At 67.4% G+C, this 16,445-nt stretch carries 14 protein-coding genes and 1 tRNA gene; 6 read left to right on the plus strand and 9 right to left on the minus strand.

From position 1 onward, the window contains the following. Positions 1 to 351: 351 nt before the first annotated feature. Positions 352 to 1,053 carry an HAD hydrolase-like protein gene (locus AB0H43_RS14200; RefSeq protein ID WP_359999735.1) on the plus strand — a complete coding sequence of 234 codons (702 nt, stop codon included), beginning with the start codon at positions 352 to 354 and terminating at the stop codon, positions 1,051 to 1,053. A gap of 135 nt (positions 1,054 to 1,188) precedes the next feature. Here AB0H43_RS14200 and AB0H43_RS14205 read toward each other — a convergent pair whose 3' ends face one another. The 4 genes from AB0H43_RS14205 to AB0H43_RS14220 all read right to left on the minus strand — a co-directional run bounded on the left by AB0H43_RS14205 (position 1,189) and on the right by AB0H43_RS14220 (position 4,245). After that, the gene (locus AB0H43_RS14205; protein WP_359999736.1) at positions 1,189 to 1,788 is read right to left on the minus strand and encodes a hypothetical protein; all 600 of its coding nucleotides are present in this window, start codon (positions 1,786 to 1,788) and stop codon (positions 1,189 to 1,191) included. Between the two features lie 562 nt (positions 1,789 to 2,350). After that, positions 2,351 to 2,423 (minus strand) — tRNA-Lys (locus AB0H43_RS14210). A 122-nt stretch (positions 2,424 to 2,545) separates the two neighbouring features. After that, positions 2,546 to 3,184 (minus strand): nitroreductase family protein, encoded by a 639-nt coding sequence (locus AB0H43_RS14215; RefSeq protein ID WP_359999737.1) that lies wholly within the window; start codon positions 3,182 to 3,184, stop codon positions 2,546 to 2,548. Between the two features lie 182 nt (positions 3,185 to 3,366). Then, complete coding sequence (locus AB0H43_RS14220; protein ID WP_359999738.1) at positions 3,367 to 4,245, minus strand: helix-turn-helix domain-containing GNAT family N-acetyltransferase; 879 nt, start codon at positions 4,243 to 4,245, stop codon at positions 3,367 to 3,369. 71 nt (positions 4,246 to 4,316) lie between these two features. Between AB0H43_RS14220 and AB0H43_RS14225 the strand changes: the two genes are divergently transcribed. The 5 genes from AB0H43_RS14225 to AB0H43_RS14245 all read left to right on the plus strand — a co-directional run bounded on the left by AB0H43_RS14225 (position 4,317) and on the right by AB0H43_RS14245 (position 10,394). Next, positions 4,317 to 5,300 (plus strand): efflux RND transporter periplasmic adaptor subunit, encoded by a 984-nt coding sequence (locus tag AB0H43_RS14225; protein ID WP_359999739.1) that lies wholly within the window; start codon positions 4,317 to 4,319, stop codon positions 5,298 to 5,300. Beyond that, a complete protein-coding gene (locus AB0H43_RS14230; RefSeq protein ID WP_359999740.1) occupies positions 5,297 to 5,995 on the plus strand; it encodes an ABC transporter ATP-binding protein in 699 nt (232 codons plus the stop codon). Before AB0H43_RS14225 ends, AB0H43_RS14230 begins: the two co-directional genes overlap by 4 nt. After that, complete coding sequence (locus AB0H43_RS14235) at positions 5,992 to 7,314, plus strand: ABC transporter permease (protein ID WP_359999741.1); 1,323 nt, start codon at positions 5,992 to 5,994, stop codon at positions 7,312 to 7,314. The genes AB0H43_RS14230 and AB0H43_RS14235 overlap by 4 nt, the downstream gene beginning before the upstream one ends. A gap of 88 nt (positions 7,315 to 7,402) precedes the next feature. Then, the gene (locus AB0H43_RS14240; protein ID WP_359999742.1) at positions 7,403 to 8,707 is read left to right on the plus strand and encodes a hypothetical protein; all 1,305 of its coding nucleotides are present in this window, start codon (positions 7,403 to 7,405) and stop codon (positions 8,705 to 8,707) included. 160 nt (positions 8,708 to 8,867) lie between these two features. Beyond that, complete coding sequence (locus tag AB0H43_RS14245; RefSeq protein ID WP_359999743.1) at positions 8,868 to 10,394, plus strand: hypothetical protein; 1,527 nt, start codon at positions 8,868 to 8,870, stop codon at positions 10,392 to 10,394. 80 nt (positions 10,395 to 10,474) lie between these two features. Here AB0H43_RS14245 and AB0H43_RS14250 read toward each other — a convergent pair whose 3' ends face one another. From AB0H43_RS14250 to AB0H43_RS14270, 5 genes are all read right to left on the minus strand, one after another. After that, entirely contained in the window at positions 10,475 to 11,512 is a 1,038-nt protein-coding gene (locus AB0H43_RS14250) for a dipeptide ABC transporter ATP-binding protein (RefSeq protein WP_359999744.1), read from the minus strand. A 70-nt stretch (positions 11,513 to 11,582) separates the two neighbouring features. Beyond that, positions 11,583 to 12,632, minus strand: coding sequence for an ABC transporter ATP-binding protein (locus AB0H43_RS14255; RefSeq protein WP_359999745.1), 1,050 nt, complete (start codon positions 12,630 to 12,632; stop codon positions 11,583 to 11,585). Further along, positions 12,629 to 13,642 (minus strand): ABC transporter permease, encoded by a 1,014-nt coding sequence (locus AB0H43_RS14260; protein ID WP_359999746.1) that lies wholly within the window; start codon positions 13,640 to 13,642, stop codon positions 12,629 to 12,631. The genes AB0H43_RS14255 and AB0H43_RS14260 overlap by 4 nt, the downstream gene beginning before the upstream one ends. Next, positions 13,639 to 15,381: an ABC transporter substrate-binding protein gene (locus AB0H43_RS14265; RefSeq protein ID WP_359999747.1), complete on the minus strand. Its 1,743-nt coding sequence runs from the start codon at positions 15,379 to 15,381 to the stop codon at positions 13,639 to 13,641. Before AB0H43_RS14265 ends, AB0H43_RS14260 begins: the two co-directional genes overlap by 4 nt. Before the next feature lie 13 nt (positions 15,382 to 15,394). Then, positions 15,395 to 16,426 (minus strand): ABC transporter permease, encoded by a 1,032-nt coding sequence (locus AB0H43_RS14270; RefSeq protein WP_359999748.1) that lies wholly within the window; start codon positions 16,424 to 16,426, stop codon positions 15,395 to 15,397. Positions 16,427 to 16,445 lie beyond the last annotated feature (19 nt).

Below are 16,445 nucleotides of genomic sequence, written 5' to 3' on the forward strand. Positions count from 1 at the left end.
CCATCAGGTTCAGGCAGACCCATGAGCCGGCAAGACCTCGCTGAGCTTGTCAACGAGTACCTTTCAAAGCAGGACGTCCGGCACGCTCCGCTCGACGGCGGCTACGTTGGCAAGTTGGAGCGGGGTGTCCACCGCTGGCCTCGGCGGGCCTATCGGGATGCCTTCCGTGCTGTTCTTGATACGGCGACGGACACCGAGCTGGGCTTCTATGTTCGACGCCGGTGATCGGTCCGATGGCCTGCCCCGGAGTTGTGGCTCGTCGCGGCATTCAACCCTGGCATCCCGATGATCGTTTCGGGGCGAGAGCGGCGGTGATGTGTGGTACGAAACTGTGTGGCGGACGGGGGCGGCATGTCGATCCGGGTGGTTGTTCTGGATGTCGACGACACAATCGTCTTGAACGAGGGTGTGAGCTTCAAGATCGAGAACGACGCACTGCAGCTGATGGGTCGACCTCCGATGAGCCGGAACGCGCACATGATGACGTGGGGCATGCCGCTTGTGGACGCAATGGAGCACAGGTCGCCGGGGATTGATCTTGAGCAGTTCGGTGCGGTGTTCCGAGAAGTGTTCTTTCGCTACCACGCCGCCGGGCTCGTCGACATGCTGTCGCAGCCAAATCTGGCAGCGATCGACACAATGCGCGGCGAAGGCCGTCAGGTGATGATCCTGACCTCACGCAGCGCGATCGAGGTGGAACACCTGATGGTTGAGACGGCGCCGCTCGCCTCGCGGGTCAGCGCTACCTACCATCTGGACCGGACTCGGTACGCCAAACCTGATCCTCGGGTGTTCGATGAGCTGTTGGCTGAGAGCGGCCTTCGTCCCGCCGAGTGTGTGTATGTGGGTGACACACCGGGTGATGCGGCCGCTGCCAATGGTGCCGGGATTCCCTTCGTGGCGTGCCTTGAGTCCGAGCTGCGTAGCCGCGACCAGTTCGCAGGTTATCGGGTTGCAGGATTCATCGAGACGTTCGCGGATATCGTCGCCGAAGTGAGTCGCCTAGAGGGCCAGCTTTCGGCGACCGTCACCCATAGCGACCAGATCGCGTAAAAGATGACGGTCAGCGCCAGCCGCGTCGCATGCTCAGCCAGGCCAGTGCGACATCGGCTTGAGAACGCTGGCAGTGTCGGCAGCAGCAGCGATGGTGGCTGGACTCGGACAACAGTGACGCGCTAGAGGTCCTGGTCAAAGGGGCAGCGACCGTTGCTTCGTCTGGGTGGGACGGCCATCGTTTAACCTGCTGATGAACCCGGTTGGTCGATGCCAGTTGGAGGACCATGCGTGTTCCTTGACGCCTTGGACGAAGCGTTTAAGGTGTTCAAGTTCGTCTTCTTCGCGGTCGACATTTCCGCCTATCAGGTGCAGGACGCGCTCGTCGGTGCTGTGGTCGTCACAGAACATCATTTCGTGTGCCGCCTTGTAGACGCCGTAACCAGAACAGTCGAGCGACATTCTCGCGGCGCGGCCGAACGCCAGTGCAGGTGCGATGTCTTCGAAAAAGTACCACTGTCCGCCGGGTCCGAAGCCGACGCCGTATCCCTGCCGGATGACGTGGTCCTCATTGCGCAGCGGCCGAGGAAGTGCCCCCTGGTCGCGGAAGGCGGCGGCGAGGTACCGTCCAGCCGTCAAGCCGTTGCCGAAGGCGGAGTCGCCGGCCTGGAACAGCTTGCAGAGGCTCGTGCGACGGTTCGCCATTGCTACTCCTGGATCTGACCGCTTCGCCCGGCTGCCGGCTGACGACGGTCGAGCTGCCGCGATCTCGTTCGGCGCGATGTCGACGGTCATCTTACGGAAGCAGATTTCTTGTTGAGCAGTTGTTGCCTGCCGATCGGCTCGAATGTGCAAGACCAGTGGCACGCTCCACACGCGCTTCGTATTCTTGACGCGGGATTCACAATCTTCTAGGCCTCTGGCGTCGGTCAAATCACTTCGCGCTCTACCACTGATCGCGATGACGCAACTTCCGGCCCAGATGGATGAAGGCCGGGGACTACCGTAACCTCTGCATCCGCCCGAGCGGGGCGGCCGGGTATCCCTGAGCTCCTGAGCTCTGTCGACGATGCCTGATCGTGAGGGCTTTCGCTCTCCGACGTCTCGGGTGAGGCCAGGGATATAGTGCTCGTCACCTCGCGCCTTACGCGTCATGTCGTTCCGGGCCCCGCAGGAAAGAACTCGATGTGTCGCCGGTCACACTTTCGGCATCGGCCCTGGGAAAATGCCTGGTGGTTGCGTTTGTCGGTGAACCACATCGGCATCCGAGCACACGCGGAGCACATCAATCGCCAATCGTCGATTTTGTTGATCGCAAAAAATCCCATCTGACCAGGTCAGATGGGATTTGATCTTGTGCGCCGCCAGGGACTCGAACCCCGAACCCGCGGATTAAGAGTCCGCTGCTCTGCCAGTTGAGCTAGCGGCGCTCGTTGGCAACGGGGGAAACCTTAGCATGCAGTTCGGTGGGATCTCCAATCGGTATCGCGGCGGCGCGCAAATGTGAGCCACGCTATCGTCCAGACGGACAAAGTCCCCCAAAACACCTTGCTCAGTGTTCTCCGAACTGCCCTCGATGCAGGACGTCCGTGGCAGCGCGGCGGCGTACGGCGAGTTGCGGGTTCTGGGGCGGAAGATCGGGGGCTCGGTACCCGATCGCTACCGCGCCGATCGGGTCGTATTCGGCGGGTACGCCGAACTCCGTCCGGAACGCGTCGAGGTGAGCGGCGACGGCTCCCTCGTCGTCCAGGATCTCCGACGGGGGCATGAGCCAGAACAGGAAGCCGCCCAGGCCCTCGTCGACCGCGCTCAGCAGCATGAGCATGGTCGCCATTCCGGCGTCGATGTACCAGTACGGCGCCGGCCACTTCTGCTCGGCGTTCTCCAGGCTCCAGCCCTTGTCCGGTTCGGCGTACCGCTCGAGGTAGCGCGCTTTGTGGGCGAGGGGCACGACGACGAGTGGGGCGTTCATGGTGGCCGGGGTGTAGCGGACCTGGTTCTGGACGAACGGCCAGAAGCGGGTGCGGTCCTCGGCCGAGGTCAGCACGAGGAATTCCCAGCCCTGGGCGAAGCCGGCCGACGGGGCGCGTAGCGCGGTGGCGAGGATGCGTTCGATGACCTCGGGCGCGAGTGGGCGATCTTCGAACTGGCGGACCATGCGCCGCCGCCGGACCACGTCTGCGAATTCCATGATCGTGGATTCTCGCAGAATCTATGTCGGCCCGGGGGACCCGTTGATCATGGAGTTCTCACCCTCGACACGCCGTCGACACCACAGTTAACTCCATGATCAACGCGGAGAGGGCGGGGGGGACGCGGAGAGAGCGGGGGGACGCGGAGCGGCCGAGCGGCCGAGGGGAGGGAGGACGTGCGCTAGCGGGGGAGGGGGAGCGCGAAGAAGCGTTGCCCGTGCACGTCGTCTCCGTACGCCGGGATCTCGGCGTATCCGAGGGCCTGGTAGAGCGCGATCGCTTCGGGCAGGGCTTCGTGGGTGCTCAGCCGGAGTTCGGTGAATCCGAGTGTCACGGCGTGCGATTCGAGGGCGGCCAGCAGGCGCCGGCCGACGCCGAGTCGCCGGGCGGAGGGGCTGACCCACATGTGCTTGATCTCGCCGACGACGGAGTCCGGCGCGTCGCCGGGGGATAGAGCGCGGATTCCCACGCAGCCGACCGGCGAGACCCCGTCCGACGCCACGAGGAAGAGTGCGAAGGCGGACGCGGGCAGCAGGTCGTCCGGCCCGTATCCCTCTGGGAATCGACGGGACAGCTCTTCGGCGTACTCGTGGAGGCAGGAGCGGGCGACGGCGGACCCGGCGGGGATCGGCTGGACCTGGACGGCCGCGATCCGCAGGAGGCGCTGGACCTCGTCCATCGCGTCGGCGAGGCGTTGGCGCTGGTCGGGGGTGAGCGGGTCGATGAGCGTGGTCACCGATTCGTCGGAGCGGGTGTCGAGATCCGACACTGCCGCGCGGCCGGCGTCGGTCAGGACGGCGACGCGGGCGCGGCCGTCGTCCGGATGGCGGTCGAGTTTTACCAGGTCCTGGCGTTCCAGAGCGCGCAGGAGGCGGCTCAGGTAGCCGGAGTCGAGGCCGAGCCGAACCCGGACGGAACGGACATCCGGGTCGCGGGACAGCTCGTAGAGCAGGCGGGCCTCGCCGAGCGATCGCTGGCCCAGGTAGTGGTCGGTCAGCACGCCTATCCGCTGCGTGTAGTACCGATTGAACTCCCGGATGCGACCGGTGACCTGCTCCATGCGAAAAGTATCTGACTAAAGTCAGGTATTCTCAAGGGCAACGCGGCGGGCGGAGTACGCGTCCATCGATTGTGCTGAAGCGAATCTTCACGGCGCTGGCCGTGCTCGCGGTCACGGCCGCGTGTTCCAACAGTGGTGAGCAGACGGAGACGCCTGGCCTCACTCCGCGCGGGACCGTCGTGACGACCGCGAAACCGACGCGGCAGGACCTGACGAACAAGGTCAGCCTCACCGGCAAGGTCACGGTGAACCCGGTGTTCGGGCTGGTCGCGCCGGTGACCGGGCAGGTCCGGTACGTGACGGTCTCGACGCCGTCGAGCACCCCGAGAAAGCCGACCAAGGTGGCCACAGTGGTGGCGAAAGGCAAGTCGCACGTCGTGAACGTGCCGGCCGGCGCGATCTTCACCGGGCGGCTCGCGGACGATCGCTCCACGGTGCAGGCCGGGATGCCGATCGCGTCTGCCAAGCACGTCGGCTACGGCATCGTCGCCGACATCGACGGCGCACAGGCCTACAAGATCTCCGGCGCGCTGTCGACGGTCCGCGCCCAGATCACCAACGGTCCCGGCCCGTTCACCTGCACGGTGCTCGGCACGATCGCCGCGCTGCCCGCCGGGGTCATCCCCGACCCGCCGGCCCAGCAGCCCGACCCGTCGGCGTCGCCGTCGGCACCCCCGGTGGTCAAGGAGCCGCAACAGAACACCACGCCGTCCGAACCGACCGGCATGCGCGTGGTCTGCATCGCGCCGACCTCGGTCAAGCTCATCAACGGCGCCACCGCCACCATCGAGGTGGTCACCGAGAGCGCGACCAACGCGCTGGTCCTGCCGGTGGAGGCGGTCGCGGGTGGTCAGGGCAAAGGTCAAGTCGAAGTGGTACGCCCAGACGGCACCCACGAGACCCGGGAAGTGGTGCTGGGTCTCACGGACGGGAAGGTCATCCAGATCAAGTCGGGGCTGACCGAGGCCGACACCGTGATGGTCCCCGGACCGGACCTCCCGCCCGGGCAGGCCACCGGTGATCAGGGCGGACCCGGTGCCGTGGTGACCAAGTGACCGCGCTGATCGAGCTCACCGGCATCACCAAGACGCTCAAGGGGCAGCAGGAACCGCGCACGATCCTGTCCGGTGTGGATCTGAGCGTCCACGCCGGCGAGAGCGTGGCGATCCTGGGCCGTTCCGGTTCCGGCAAGAGCACCCTGCTCAGCCTCATCGGCCTGTTCGACCGGCCGGACGGCGGACAGTACCTGCTCAACGGCAGGGACATCACACGGCTGCGGGAACGTAAGGCGGCCGCACTGCGCAGCGCCGAGTTCGGCTTCGTGTTCCAGCGGTTCTTCCTGCTCAAGCACCTGACCGCGGCGCAGAACGTGGCGATGGCCCTCGTGAACGGGCAGGGCTGGCTGCCACGGCGGCACCGCAAGGCGAAGGTGATGGCGGCGCTGGAACAGGTCGGCATCGCCCACCTGGCCAAACATCGGCCGGCCCGGCTGTCCGGCGGCGAGCAGCAGCGGGTCGCGGTCGCCCGCGCATTGGTCCGGCAGCCGAAGGTCCTGCTCGCCGACGAGCCGACGGGCGCCCTCGACACCGAGACCGGCAACCTCGTGATCGACGTCCTGCACGCGACCACGGAGTTGGGCTGCGGCCTGGTGCTCGTGACGCACGACTGGGATCACGCCCGCCGGATGGGCCGCGTCGTACGCCTCACGGACGGCGTGCTGCATACGGAGGATGTGGGGGTCCTGGCGTGAGGCGGTTCTCCGGGCGGCTGCGGTCCGCCCTCATCATCGGCGTCCAGGGCATTCGCGCCCGCAAGACGCGTACGCTGCTGTCGATCGTCAGCCTGTTCCTCGGTGTGCTCGCCGTCGTGGTGGTGCAAGCGGGAGCCGAGACGGCAAACAAGGCGGCGCTGGCCAACATCGAACTGATGATGGGCAAGGACGGCACGGTCCAGATGTGGGTGCCGGACGACAAGCACTCCATCGCCCTGACCCTCGACACCTTGAAGGGGCGTACGGACGCCGTCGGCACTCTGGGCACCAGCGCCATCATCGGCGAACCCGGGGTCAACCCGATCAACCCCGGCGGCGGCCCGCTCAACCAGCCCATGGACTACGGCCCGATGGGCGGCGGCGGCCAGGTCTATTGCGACGCGCGTGGCTACTGCAAGGAACTCCCACCGCAGCAGCAGGCGGAGCAGCCGCCCACGGGCGCGGCGATCGAACTGGGGCTCACCGGGCTCACCGGCGACGTTCGGCCGTTCCGCCCGTACCAGCTCGTCTCGGGCCAGTGGCTCGACTTCACCGGTCCGCCGTCGCTGGCCCCGCGCATCGTCGTCAACCGGGCCGCCGCGGCCGGCTTCGCCAAGTATCAGATCCCGGCCGAGATGCGTCTCCGGGGCGCCATCGCGAACCCCACCCCACGGATCGTCGGGGTCGTCGACGACGGCCAGGACCGGCCGCTGGCGTACGTGCGGGCGGACGAACTGACCAACTGGGTCCCGACGTCCACCCCGGGTCTGTACGGCGGCATGGAGGTCCTGCGTACGCAGGACGCGTACGACGTCGAGCAGGTCCTCAAGCGGCGGCTGCTGGCCGACGGGCTGACCAGCGACCAGTTCAGCTCGATGCTGATCCAGTCCAAGAAGGAGATCGAGGGTCAGCTGAAGATGTTCCGGCTGATCTTCCTGGGCATCGCCGGGCTGGTCCTGCTCATCGGCGTCGCGGGCATCCTCAACGTCGGGCTGGCCACCGTCGGCGAACGCGTCGAGGAGTTCGCGCTCCGCCGCGCGGTGGGTACGCCCAGATCCCTGCTGGCCGGCATCGTGCTCGCCGAGACGCTGTTGACCGGCCTGTTCACGGCGACCGCAGCGATCGGCGTCGCCTCGGTATGCCTGAAAATCGTCGGCCGCATCCTCGGCGGCCGGGAACCCATCCTGGCCAACATGGAGTTCCCATGGCAGGCGGGGCTGGCCGGCATCGTCGCCGGGCTGGTGGCAGGGCTGCTCGGCGGGCTGATACCCGCGATCCGGGCCGCTCGCATCCCCATCGCGACCGTCATGCGCGCCTAGCCTTTAGCGCCAGATCAGGGTTGTGGCGGCATCCGAAGCCTTCGGAAGCAGGCACAGCCCTGATCCGCATGAATGGCATACTCGGCTCGTGAGGTCGCCGACCGAGACATTTGGCGGCTTGCTCGACCGCTCCATTGAGGAGATCGCCGCGCTTACTCGGGACGCGCGCTCCTTCGACGACGCGCGCATCGGCGAGATCGCCGACATCTGGGACAACAACACATATCCGCTCGCAAGTGCGGCATCCGCTCCCTGGCCGCTGCGTCAGAGGTGGGCCCGTGCTGGTCTGCTGTGGATGGCTGACCTGGGTCCAGCTCGCCGGCGGCTGCTGGTCGACCTCGACTCGTCGCTGGACGAATGGCTTCCGACACCGGCTCCGGAACTGTTCGTCTTCCGTGACTATCTGGGACGCGTCGTTCCGTTGAACATCCCGCTCACGGCCGACACGATCGCCGGGCTCGATGCTGACTACGACCTCGCCGGAGCGGCGGTCCGCGCGTTCACGGTGCGACCGGACGGAACGGAGCTCCGCGCTTTCGTGACGGTGACAGCCACCCGACGGTTCACGCCCAGCCGCGGGGAGGTGGCGCCGGACGGTTCACTCCGCCCCACGTCCGCCGCCCGCCTGCGCTTCACGTTCACCGGCGTCAGCGAGGTGAGGTTCGACGCGGAGGACCGGATCGGCCTGGCCATCACCCCCGCGAACCCGGGACTCGCAGTGATTGTGGGGCGTACCGGGGCACTGCGAGCCGGCGCGGCCTCGCTCTGGCCGGATGACCCGGCGTGGCACGAGTCCCGGGCCGGACGTGCTGCCGATTCAGGGACCCTGCTTGGGGCGCCTTCGGGCGGACCGAAGCGCCGGAAGGAACCGCCCCAGATACTGAAGTGGCGACCGGAGGGCGCCATCTCCGCGCTCCACCGCCTGATGGTGCGAATACGGCTCGTGCACTACTACCCGAAATTGGCCGCGACCATTCCGGTTCACGACTTGTGCCGGATCGCTGAAGGAGCCGGCACCGCGATCCTCGCCGCCGGCGCGAAGCGTGGCTCCGCGCGCGAGAAGGCGATCCAAGAGCTCGGCCGACGCTGGGGGCAAGCCCCGTCGGACCTCGTCGCGCCCTCGATTCCGTCCGGCCCCGCCATGATGCGGTACGCGCAATATCACGAGCCGCATGAGGAGTACTTCCAAGATCGTCCCGTGGCATCCGTTCTGCTCCTGGCGGTACCGGATCGAGACCCGGCGGCTCCTTGGCGGCTCGTCGGAGGGGAGTTCGCGGAACCCGAACGGTTCCGCATTGACGTCACCTCGTTCGCGGGCGTCCTTCGGCTTCGCCGAGACTCCGGCGCACTCTCGCTGGGAGAGGCCCTGACGGTGTCGCCGGTATCCGATTGACGGCCCCGCAGCCCACGTTGGTCATCGGTGCCTGAACTTCGGCGGCTGGGCCGCGCAGTGCCCGTGGTGTCGGGAATCTGCCTTGAGCAGCGGCTTTCGGGGCGACGCGCACTGTGACCGTGCCTCTACCATCGGGATTCTCTGAGGAGAAAGGACAGTGGTGACAGACCTCGCACCGGTCATGCCGGAACCAGAACCACCTCGCGTCGCCCCCGTCTCCGTGCGGCGCAGCCGCGGTCCCATGCTGCTCGTCGGCAGCCTCGTGCTCGCCCTCCTGCTCGGCATCGGCGGCTGGGCCGGATTCTCGCTGCTGGCCGCGGCCGGTCCACAGGCCGCGGAGATCACGCCGGGCGACGCGGTCGCGTTCGCCGCGGTCGACCTTGCTCCCGGTCTCGGTCAGCAACGGAGGCTTTCCGCTCTGCTGGCGAAGTTTCCCAAGGCGTTCAGCCCCGACGGCGACGTCCGCGTGGACGACAAAGACCTCACCGCCGACATCACTCCGTGGCTCGGCGGCCGGTTCGGCGTGGCGCTGTGGATGCACGACAAAGAGGCGTACACGCTGCTCATGGCGGCCAGCCGCGACGATCGCAAGGCCCGCGAAGGCCTGGAGCGCATGCGGGGCCGCGAAGGCGCGAGCAAGTTCGGGTTCGTTGTCGGCGACGGCTACGTCGTGGCGGCAAGGGGTACGCACAACGCCCAAGCCGCGGCGGAAGCCGCGAACGCAGCCGCCCGAGCCACTCCGCTCGCCGGTGTCACGGCGTACGCCGACGCGGTGAAATGGTTGCCCGAAGAGCACTTCGCCCACGCGTACGCCGATCTCAGCGGAGTGGGCAAGGCGATGACCACCATGATGATGTCGGAGATGGCCGACCTCGGCGTTCCGGACGAGGAGATCCCCGAGGACCTCCTTTCGGAGGGGTTCACGTCGTCGGACATGTTCTTCGGCGTACCAGGGTTGGCCGGTAAGCAACAGGGGACCCTCGTCGTCGGCGCGACCGCGACCGACGACGGCGTCGAGGTCCGGTACCGCACTTTCGGCGCGGCCGGGACGAGCGCCGCCCCGGCCGAGGATCTGATCACCGCGGTCGGTGACCTCTCCGCCGACGCCGTGATCGCGGGTTCGGCCGCCATCGGCAAGGCGCCGGAGGGGCTCGACGGCATCTTCGGCCCCCCGACGCTCGACCCGGAGGACCTGGAAGGGCTGGACCCCGAAGACATCGCGGCGATCCAAGCCGAGTTGGCGAAGGGGCCGGATTTCGGCAAGGCCATCAAGGCCCTCGGCTCCTCGTTCCTGACCTTCGCCCTGACCGGCCTGCGGGGTGACGTGCCCCTCCTGTCGGCCACCCTGAAGACCAAGGACGCGACCGGCGCGGCGGATGTGGCGGCGGCGCTCAAAGCTATGCAGCTACCGCTGAAGGTGACCGTCACTGGCAACACGGTCCAGGCCGTCTCCGACGGCTACTCGGCGACGGGGAAGCTCTCCGGATCGCCCCTGTTCCAGCGAGCGATCGAAGGACTGCCGAGTCACCCGGACACCCTGATCTACGTCGACGTGCCCAAGTACCTTTCGCAGACCGACGTCGACGTGCGTACGCGGGAGCTCGCGGCGCCCGTCAAGGCGATCGCCGCCGCCTCCACGCCGCTCGGCGGCGACAGCGAGGGCATGGTGCGCCTGATCATCGAGTGACGCCCGGGCGGTGGGCGGTCGGCCGCTCCGCCCACCGCACCCAGAACGGCGGCGAACGAATGATCACCGCCGTAAAGGGCTCAAGCCGAGCGCGTACGCCGTCCCACGATCTCCTCGTCGTCGGCGACCGGGAAGTGACAGGCCGCGGCGTGCCCGTCCGGGTCGCCGAGCCGGGGGATGAGCGGCGGTTCCTCGATCGCGCAGATCTCCTGGGCTTTCCAGCAGCGCGTACGGAATCGGCAGCCGGACGGCGGGTCGATCGGGCTCGGCACGTCGCCGGTGAGCAGGATGCGCTCGCGTTGGGCGGCGGAGCGGCGGGCGGGGTCGGGCACCGGCACGGCGGAGATGAGCGCCGTCGTGTACGGGTGGCGCGGGTGTTCGTAGAGCTGGTCGCGGTCGCCGATTTCGACGATCTTGCCGAGGTACATGACGGCGACCCGGTCGGAGATGTGCCGGATCACCGACAGGTCGTGGGCGATCACGACGTAGGTCAGGCCGAGTTCGTCCTGCAGGTCGTCGAGCAGATTCACGACCTGCGCCTGAATCGAGACGTCCAATGCGGACACCGGCTCATCCGCGATGATCAGGCGGGGCTTCAGCGCGAGCGTACGCGCGATGCCGATCCGCTGCCGCTGGCCGCCGGAGAACTCGTGCGGATAGCGGTTGTAGTGCTCGGGGTTGAGCCCGACCAGCTTCAGCAGGTCCTGGACGGCCCGTTTGACGCCCTGCGGCGGTTTGACGTCCTGGATGTGGAACGGCGCGCCGACGATGGCCCCCACCGTGTGCCGTGGGTTCAGCGACGAGTACGGGTCCTGGAAGATCATCTGAATGTGGCGGCGTAGCGGGCGCAGGTCGCCCTGCGACAGGTGGCTGAGGTCCTGGCCTTCGAAGACGATTTGACCACCGGTCGGCTCGATCAGGCGGGTGACGAGCCGGCCGGTGGTGGTCTTGCCGCAGCCCGACTCGCCCACCAGCCCCAGCGTCTCGCCGGGCGCGACGTCGAAACTGATCCCGTCGACCGCCCGGACGTCGGCGATCTTCCGGCGCAGCAGTCCTTTGGTGATCGGGAAGTACTTCTCCAGCCCGGTCACCGACAGCATCGCGTCCGTGCTGGTCATGCGATCACCGACCTGCGGTCGGCGCTCGCATGAGCGACACTGTGCCGGCTGATGACCGGCTGAAGGCCGGTCATGACTCCTCCAGCCGGGGCTTGATCTCGGTCTCCCAGAGGCGCCGGCGTTCGGCGACGGTCAGGTGGCAGCGGACCAGGTGCCCCTCACCGGCGGACCCGGCCGGGACCAGGTCTGGCATCACTGTCCGGCCCAGTCCGTCGGTGAGCGGTTCGAAGGGGCACCTGGGGTGGAACGAGCAGCCGGTCGGCAGGGTGATCAGCGACGGCGGCGTGCCCTTGATCGGGATGAGACGGCGGGCGGTCATCCGGTCCAGCCGCGGCATGGAACCCAGCAGGCCCCACGTGTAGGGGTGCTGCGGTTGTTCGAAGACCTCGATCGCGCTGCCGAACTCGACGCAGCGGCCCGCGTACATGACGAGGATGTCGTCGGCCAGTTCGGCGACGACTCCGAGATCGTGCGTGATGATGATCAGCGCCGAGTTGAACTCGGCCTGCAGATCCCGCATCAGGTCCAGGATCTGCGCCTGCACGGTGACGTCCAGCGCGGTCGTCGGCTCGTCGGCGATCAGCAGCTCCGGATCGTTCGACAGGGCCATGGCGATCATCGCCCGCTGCCGCATCCCGCCGGAGAACTGATGCGGATAGTCGTCGACCCGGCGGTCCGGCTGCGGGATGCCGACCCGGCCCAGCAGGTCGACGGCATGCTTGCGGGCGACCGCCTTGGTCACGTCGTTGTGGATGCGGTAGGCCTCGATGATCTGCGTGCCCACGGTGTAGTAGGGGTGCATCGCCGACAGCGGATCCTGGAAGATCATCGCCATCTTCTTGCCGCGCAGGCGGCGTACGTCTTCGGGGGCCGAGCCGACCAGCTCCTCGCCGTCGAGCCAGATCTCGCCGGAGACGTCGGCGTTGCGGCGGTTGTGCAGCCCGAGAATGCCCAGGCTGGTCACGGACTTGCCGGAGCCGGACTCGCCGACGATGCCGAGCGTCCGGCCCCGGTCCACGCTGAACGACAGCCCGTCGACCGACTTGACCACCCCGTCGTCGGTCGGGAAGAAGATCTTCAGATCCCGCACGTCGAGGAAGGTGATGCCCGGCAGGCTCATGACAACCTCACCCGCGGGTCGACGACGGCGTACAGGATGTCCACGACCAGGTTGAAGATCACCACGAACAGCGCCGCCACCAAGGTCACCCCCATCACCTTGGGGAAGTCGCCGGCGAAGATGCCGTCGATCGCGTACTTGCCCAGACCGGGCAGCGAGAACGTGCTCTCGGTCAGGACCGCGCCGCCCAGCAGCAGGCCCAGGTCCAGGCCGAAGATCGTCACGATCGGGGTCAGGGCCGCGCGCAGTCCGTGCCGCGTCACCACCCTCCGCTCGGGGACACCCTTGGCCCGCGCGGTCCGCACATAGTCCTCGCTCATCGTCTCCAACATGCCCGCGCGGGTCAGCCGGGCATAGGCCGCGGAGAACAGGAAGGCCAGCGTGATCCAGGGCAGGATCAAGTTGTACGCCCAATCGGCCGGATTCTGGGTGATCGGCGTGAAGTGGCCGCCCGGCGCGGTCCAGCCCAGCTTGTAGCTGAAGATGGCCAGCGCCATGAGACCGGTGAAGAAGATCGGCAGCGATACGCCGGCCAGGGCGATGCCCATCGAGGCCCGGTCGAAGATCGTGCCGCGCTTCAACGCCGACAGGACGCCGACCGACACCCCGACGACGAGCCACAGGATGGACGCCCCGATCGCCAGCGACAGCGTCACCGGCATCCGGTCGACCAGATCCGGCCAGACCGGCGTACGGCTGATGAAGGAGTAGCCGAAGCACGGGGCCGGGCAGTGTTCCACGCCCGGCCCATAGTTGTAGTCCGCTCCGACGAAGATGCCCTTGATCCAGCGCCCGTACTGCTCCCAGAGCGGGTCGTTGAAGCCGAGCTTCTCGGCCGCCACGCGTACCTGCTCCTCATTGGCGGTGCGCCCGACGTAGCGCGAGGCCAGGCTCTCCGCGGAACCACCCGCCCACCTCGGGATCAGGAAGAAGATCCCGAAGGTGATGACGCTGACCACGAAGAGCGTGATGATCGCGCCCAGCACCCGGCGGAGGATGTATGCGATCACTGCAGACCCATCGTCGTGAAGTCGTACATGCCGAACGCCTCGTTGACGAACACGTTGCTGACGCCGACGCCGCGCAGGGTGACCTGCTTGGCCCAGACGCCGGGCAGGATGACCGCCTCCTCCATGACCCGCTTGTCGACCTGGGCCCAGATGGCTTCGCGCTTGGCCTTGTCGGTCTCGGCGATGGCCTGGTCGATCAGCTTGTCCACCTCGGGGATCATGACGCTGAGGTTGGACGAGCCGCCGGTGTCGCGGATGACCCGGCTGTCGGTGATCTGCTGCAGGAAGCCGAAGCCGTCGTTCCAGTCCGCGCCCCAGCTGTTGGTCATCAGGCCGAGGTTGTTGCTGTTGCGGAAGCTCGGCTTGCCCGCGTAGAGGGCGAAGTAGTCACCCGTCGGGTACGCCTTCAGCGTCAGCTTGATGCCGACCCGCGCCAGCGACTGCTGGAGTCCTTCGGCGACCGCCTTCTCCTTGGGCCGTTCCGCCCGGTACGCCATGTTGGTGGCGAACCCGTCCGGGTGCCCGCATGCGGCCAGGGAGGCCTTCGCCTTGTCCAGGTCGCCCTTGTTGTCGGCGCCGGCCGGGTAGATGTCGAGCTTCTGGAAGCCCGGGATCACCGGTGGCAGCAGCCCGGTGGCGATGTCCCCACCGGCCAGCGGCCCGCCGTAGGCCTGCTGGTACAGGGTGCGGTCGGCGGCGTACAGGACGGCCTTGCGGCACTCGATGTTGTCCAGCGGCGCCACCTTCGGGTTGATCGACGTGTAGTTGAGCCGGGCCGAACTCGGGTTGTCCGCCCGTGCCTTGAGCGTCGGATCGCCCAGGACGCGGCTCAGCGCGGCCGGCTGCACGCCGGTGCCTGCGATGTCGACGTGCAGGTCGCCGGAGATGATCCGGTTGTCGATGTCGTCGGCGTTGGCCCCGATGGTGATCTCGTACCGGTCCGGCAGCGCCTTGCGGTTGGGATCGGTGCTGGGGTCCCACTGATCGTTACGCACCAGCGTGAAGCTCTTGTCCTGCTGGTAGGACTCGAACTTGTAGGGGCCGGACGAGACCGGGTGCTCCTTGTACTTCACGCCGGTGTCCTTCGCCTGCGGCACCGGAGCGGTCGACGGCAGCATCGCGAAGTAGTCGAACCCGCCGAATGCCTGCTTGAGGTGGAAGACGATCGTCTGGTCGTCCGGCGTGTCGATCGCCGGGTTGTCCTCGCCCTTGCTCGTGTAGGGACCCTGGTAGCCCTTCAGGTCCAGGAAGTCGTTGAAGTAGGTCGGGCCGTTGACCAGCGTGCCCTTCTCCAGCGACCGCGACACCGCGTACTCGACGTCCTTGGACGTGATCGGCGTGCCGTCCTCGAACTTCAGTCCGGGCCGCAGCTTGTAGGTCCACGTCTTGCCGCCGTCGTTGGTCTGGCCCACGTCCTGAGCCAGGTCGCCGACCAGCGTCTGGCTGCCCGAGCCGGGCTCGATCTTGAACATCGTCAAGGCACGCGTGTAGGTCCGGATCAGGTTCCACGACAGGCCGTAGTAGGTGTCGCCGGGGTCGGTGGAGTCCCAGTTGGACGAGATCGCGTACTTGAGCGTCCCGCCCTTCTTGTCGGATTGGTTGAACACCTGGCCGACGGCGGCGTTGAACTGGGCTGTCGCGCCGTTGTTGGTCGTGCTGCCGCCCCCGCCGCCGCACGCGGAGAGGACGAGGGCGAGGGCGCTGCCGCTCGCGACGACCTGGACCACTCTCTTCCTCATCGGTTCCCCCTATTCATCGAGTACGCGGATCGAGCGCGTCGCGCAGCCCGTCGCCGAAGAGGTTGAACGCCAGCACGGTGATGAAGATCGCCATGCCGGGCCAGAACATGAAGTGGGGGAGCGTGTAGTAGTGCACGGCCTCGGAGAGCATGCCGCCCCAGGTGACCATCGGCTCGCCGCTCGGCTGCCGCTGTACGCCGACGCCGAGGAACGACAACGCGGCCTCGAACAGGATGTTCGTGGGGATGAGCAGGGTGGCGTAGATGAGGATCGGGGCGACCAGGTTCGGCAGCATCTCCCGGAACAGGATGTAGGGGCCGCGCGCGCCGAGGCTGCGGGCGGCGTCCACGAACTCCCGTTCGCGCAGGGACAGGGTCTGCCCGCGGATGACCCGGGCGATGTAGCCCCAGTTGAAGAAGCCGATGATGAAGATCAGCATCACGACGCGCAGGGTGCCGCCGCTGAGCCCGAACGCGCTGTCCGGCACGACCCCGGCCAGCGCGATCGCGAAGACCAGGATGGGGAAGGCGAGGAAGACGTCCATCGTGCGGCTCACCACGGTGTCGACCCAGCCGCCGAAGTACCCGGCGATCAGCCCGAGCGTCGAGCCGATGACCACCGACAGCAAGGTCGCGAAGAACGCCACGAGCAGTGAGATCCGCGCGCCGTAGACGACCTCGCTGAACAGGTCGTGCCCCAGCGGGGCGTCGGTGCCGAACAGGTACTGCGAGCTGAACTTGCCGAACGGGAACTGGTAGATCGGGGCCTGCGTCACCGGATCGATCGTCTCCGGGTGCACCGAGTTCGGGGGATAGCCCCAGAGTTTGATGATCAGCGGCGCGAACAACGCCATCAGGACGAGCAGGATGATGACGACGGCGCCGGCCATCGCGCCCTTGTCCTTCTTCAACCGCCGCCAGGCGATCTGGCGCAGTGAGCGGCCTTGAATCTCCTCGCCCGCACCGGTGGTGAGTTCCTCGCCGGTAAGAGGTTCGGCCGTCCGCGCCTCGGCGGCGGCCTGCGTCATGTCCGTGGGACCGCCCATAAGCTGGACGATCGTCTCA

The sequence above is a fragment of the Hamadaea sp. NPDC050747 genome, from assembly GCF_040654195.1.
Classification (GTDB): Bacteria; Actinomycetota; Actinomycetes; order Mycobacteriales; family Micromonosporaceae; genus Hamadaea.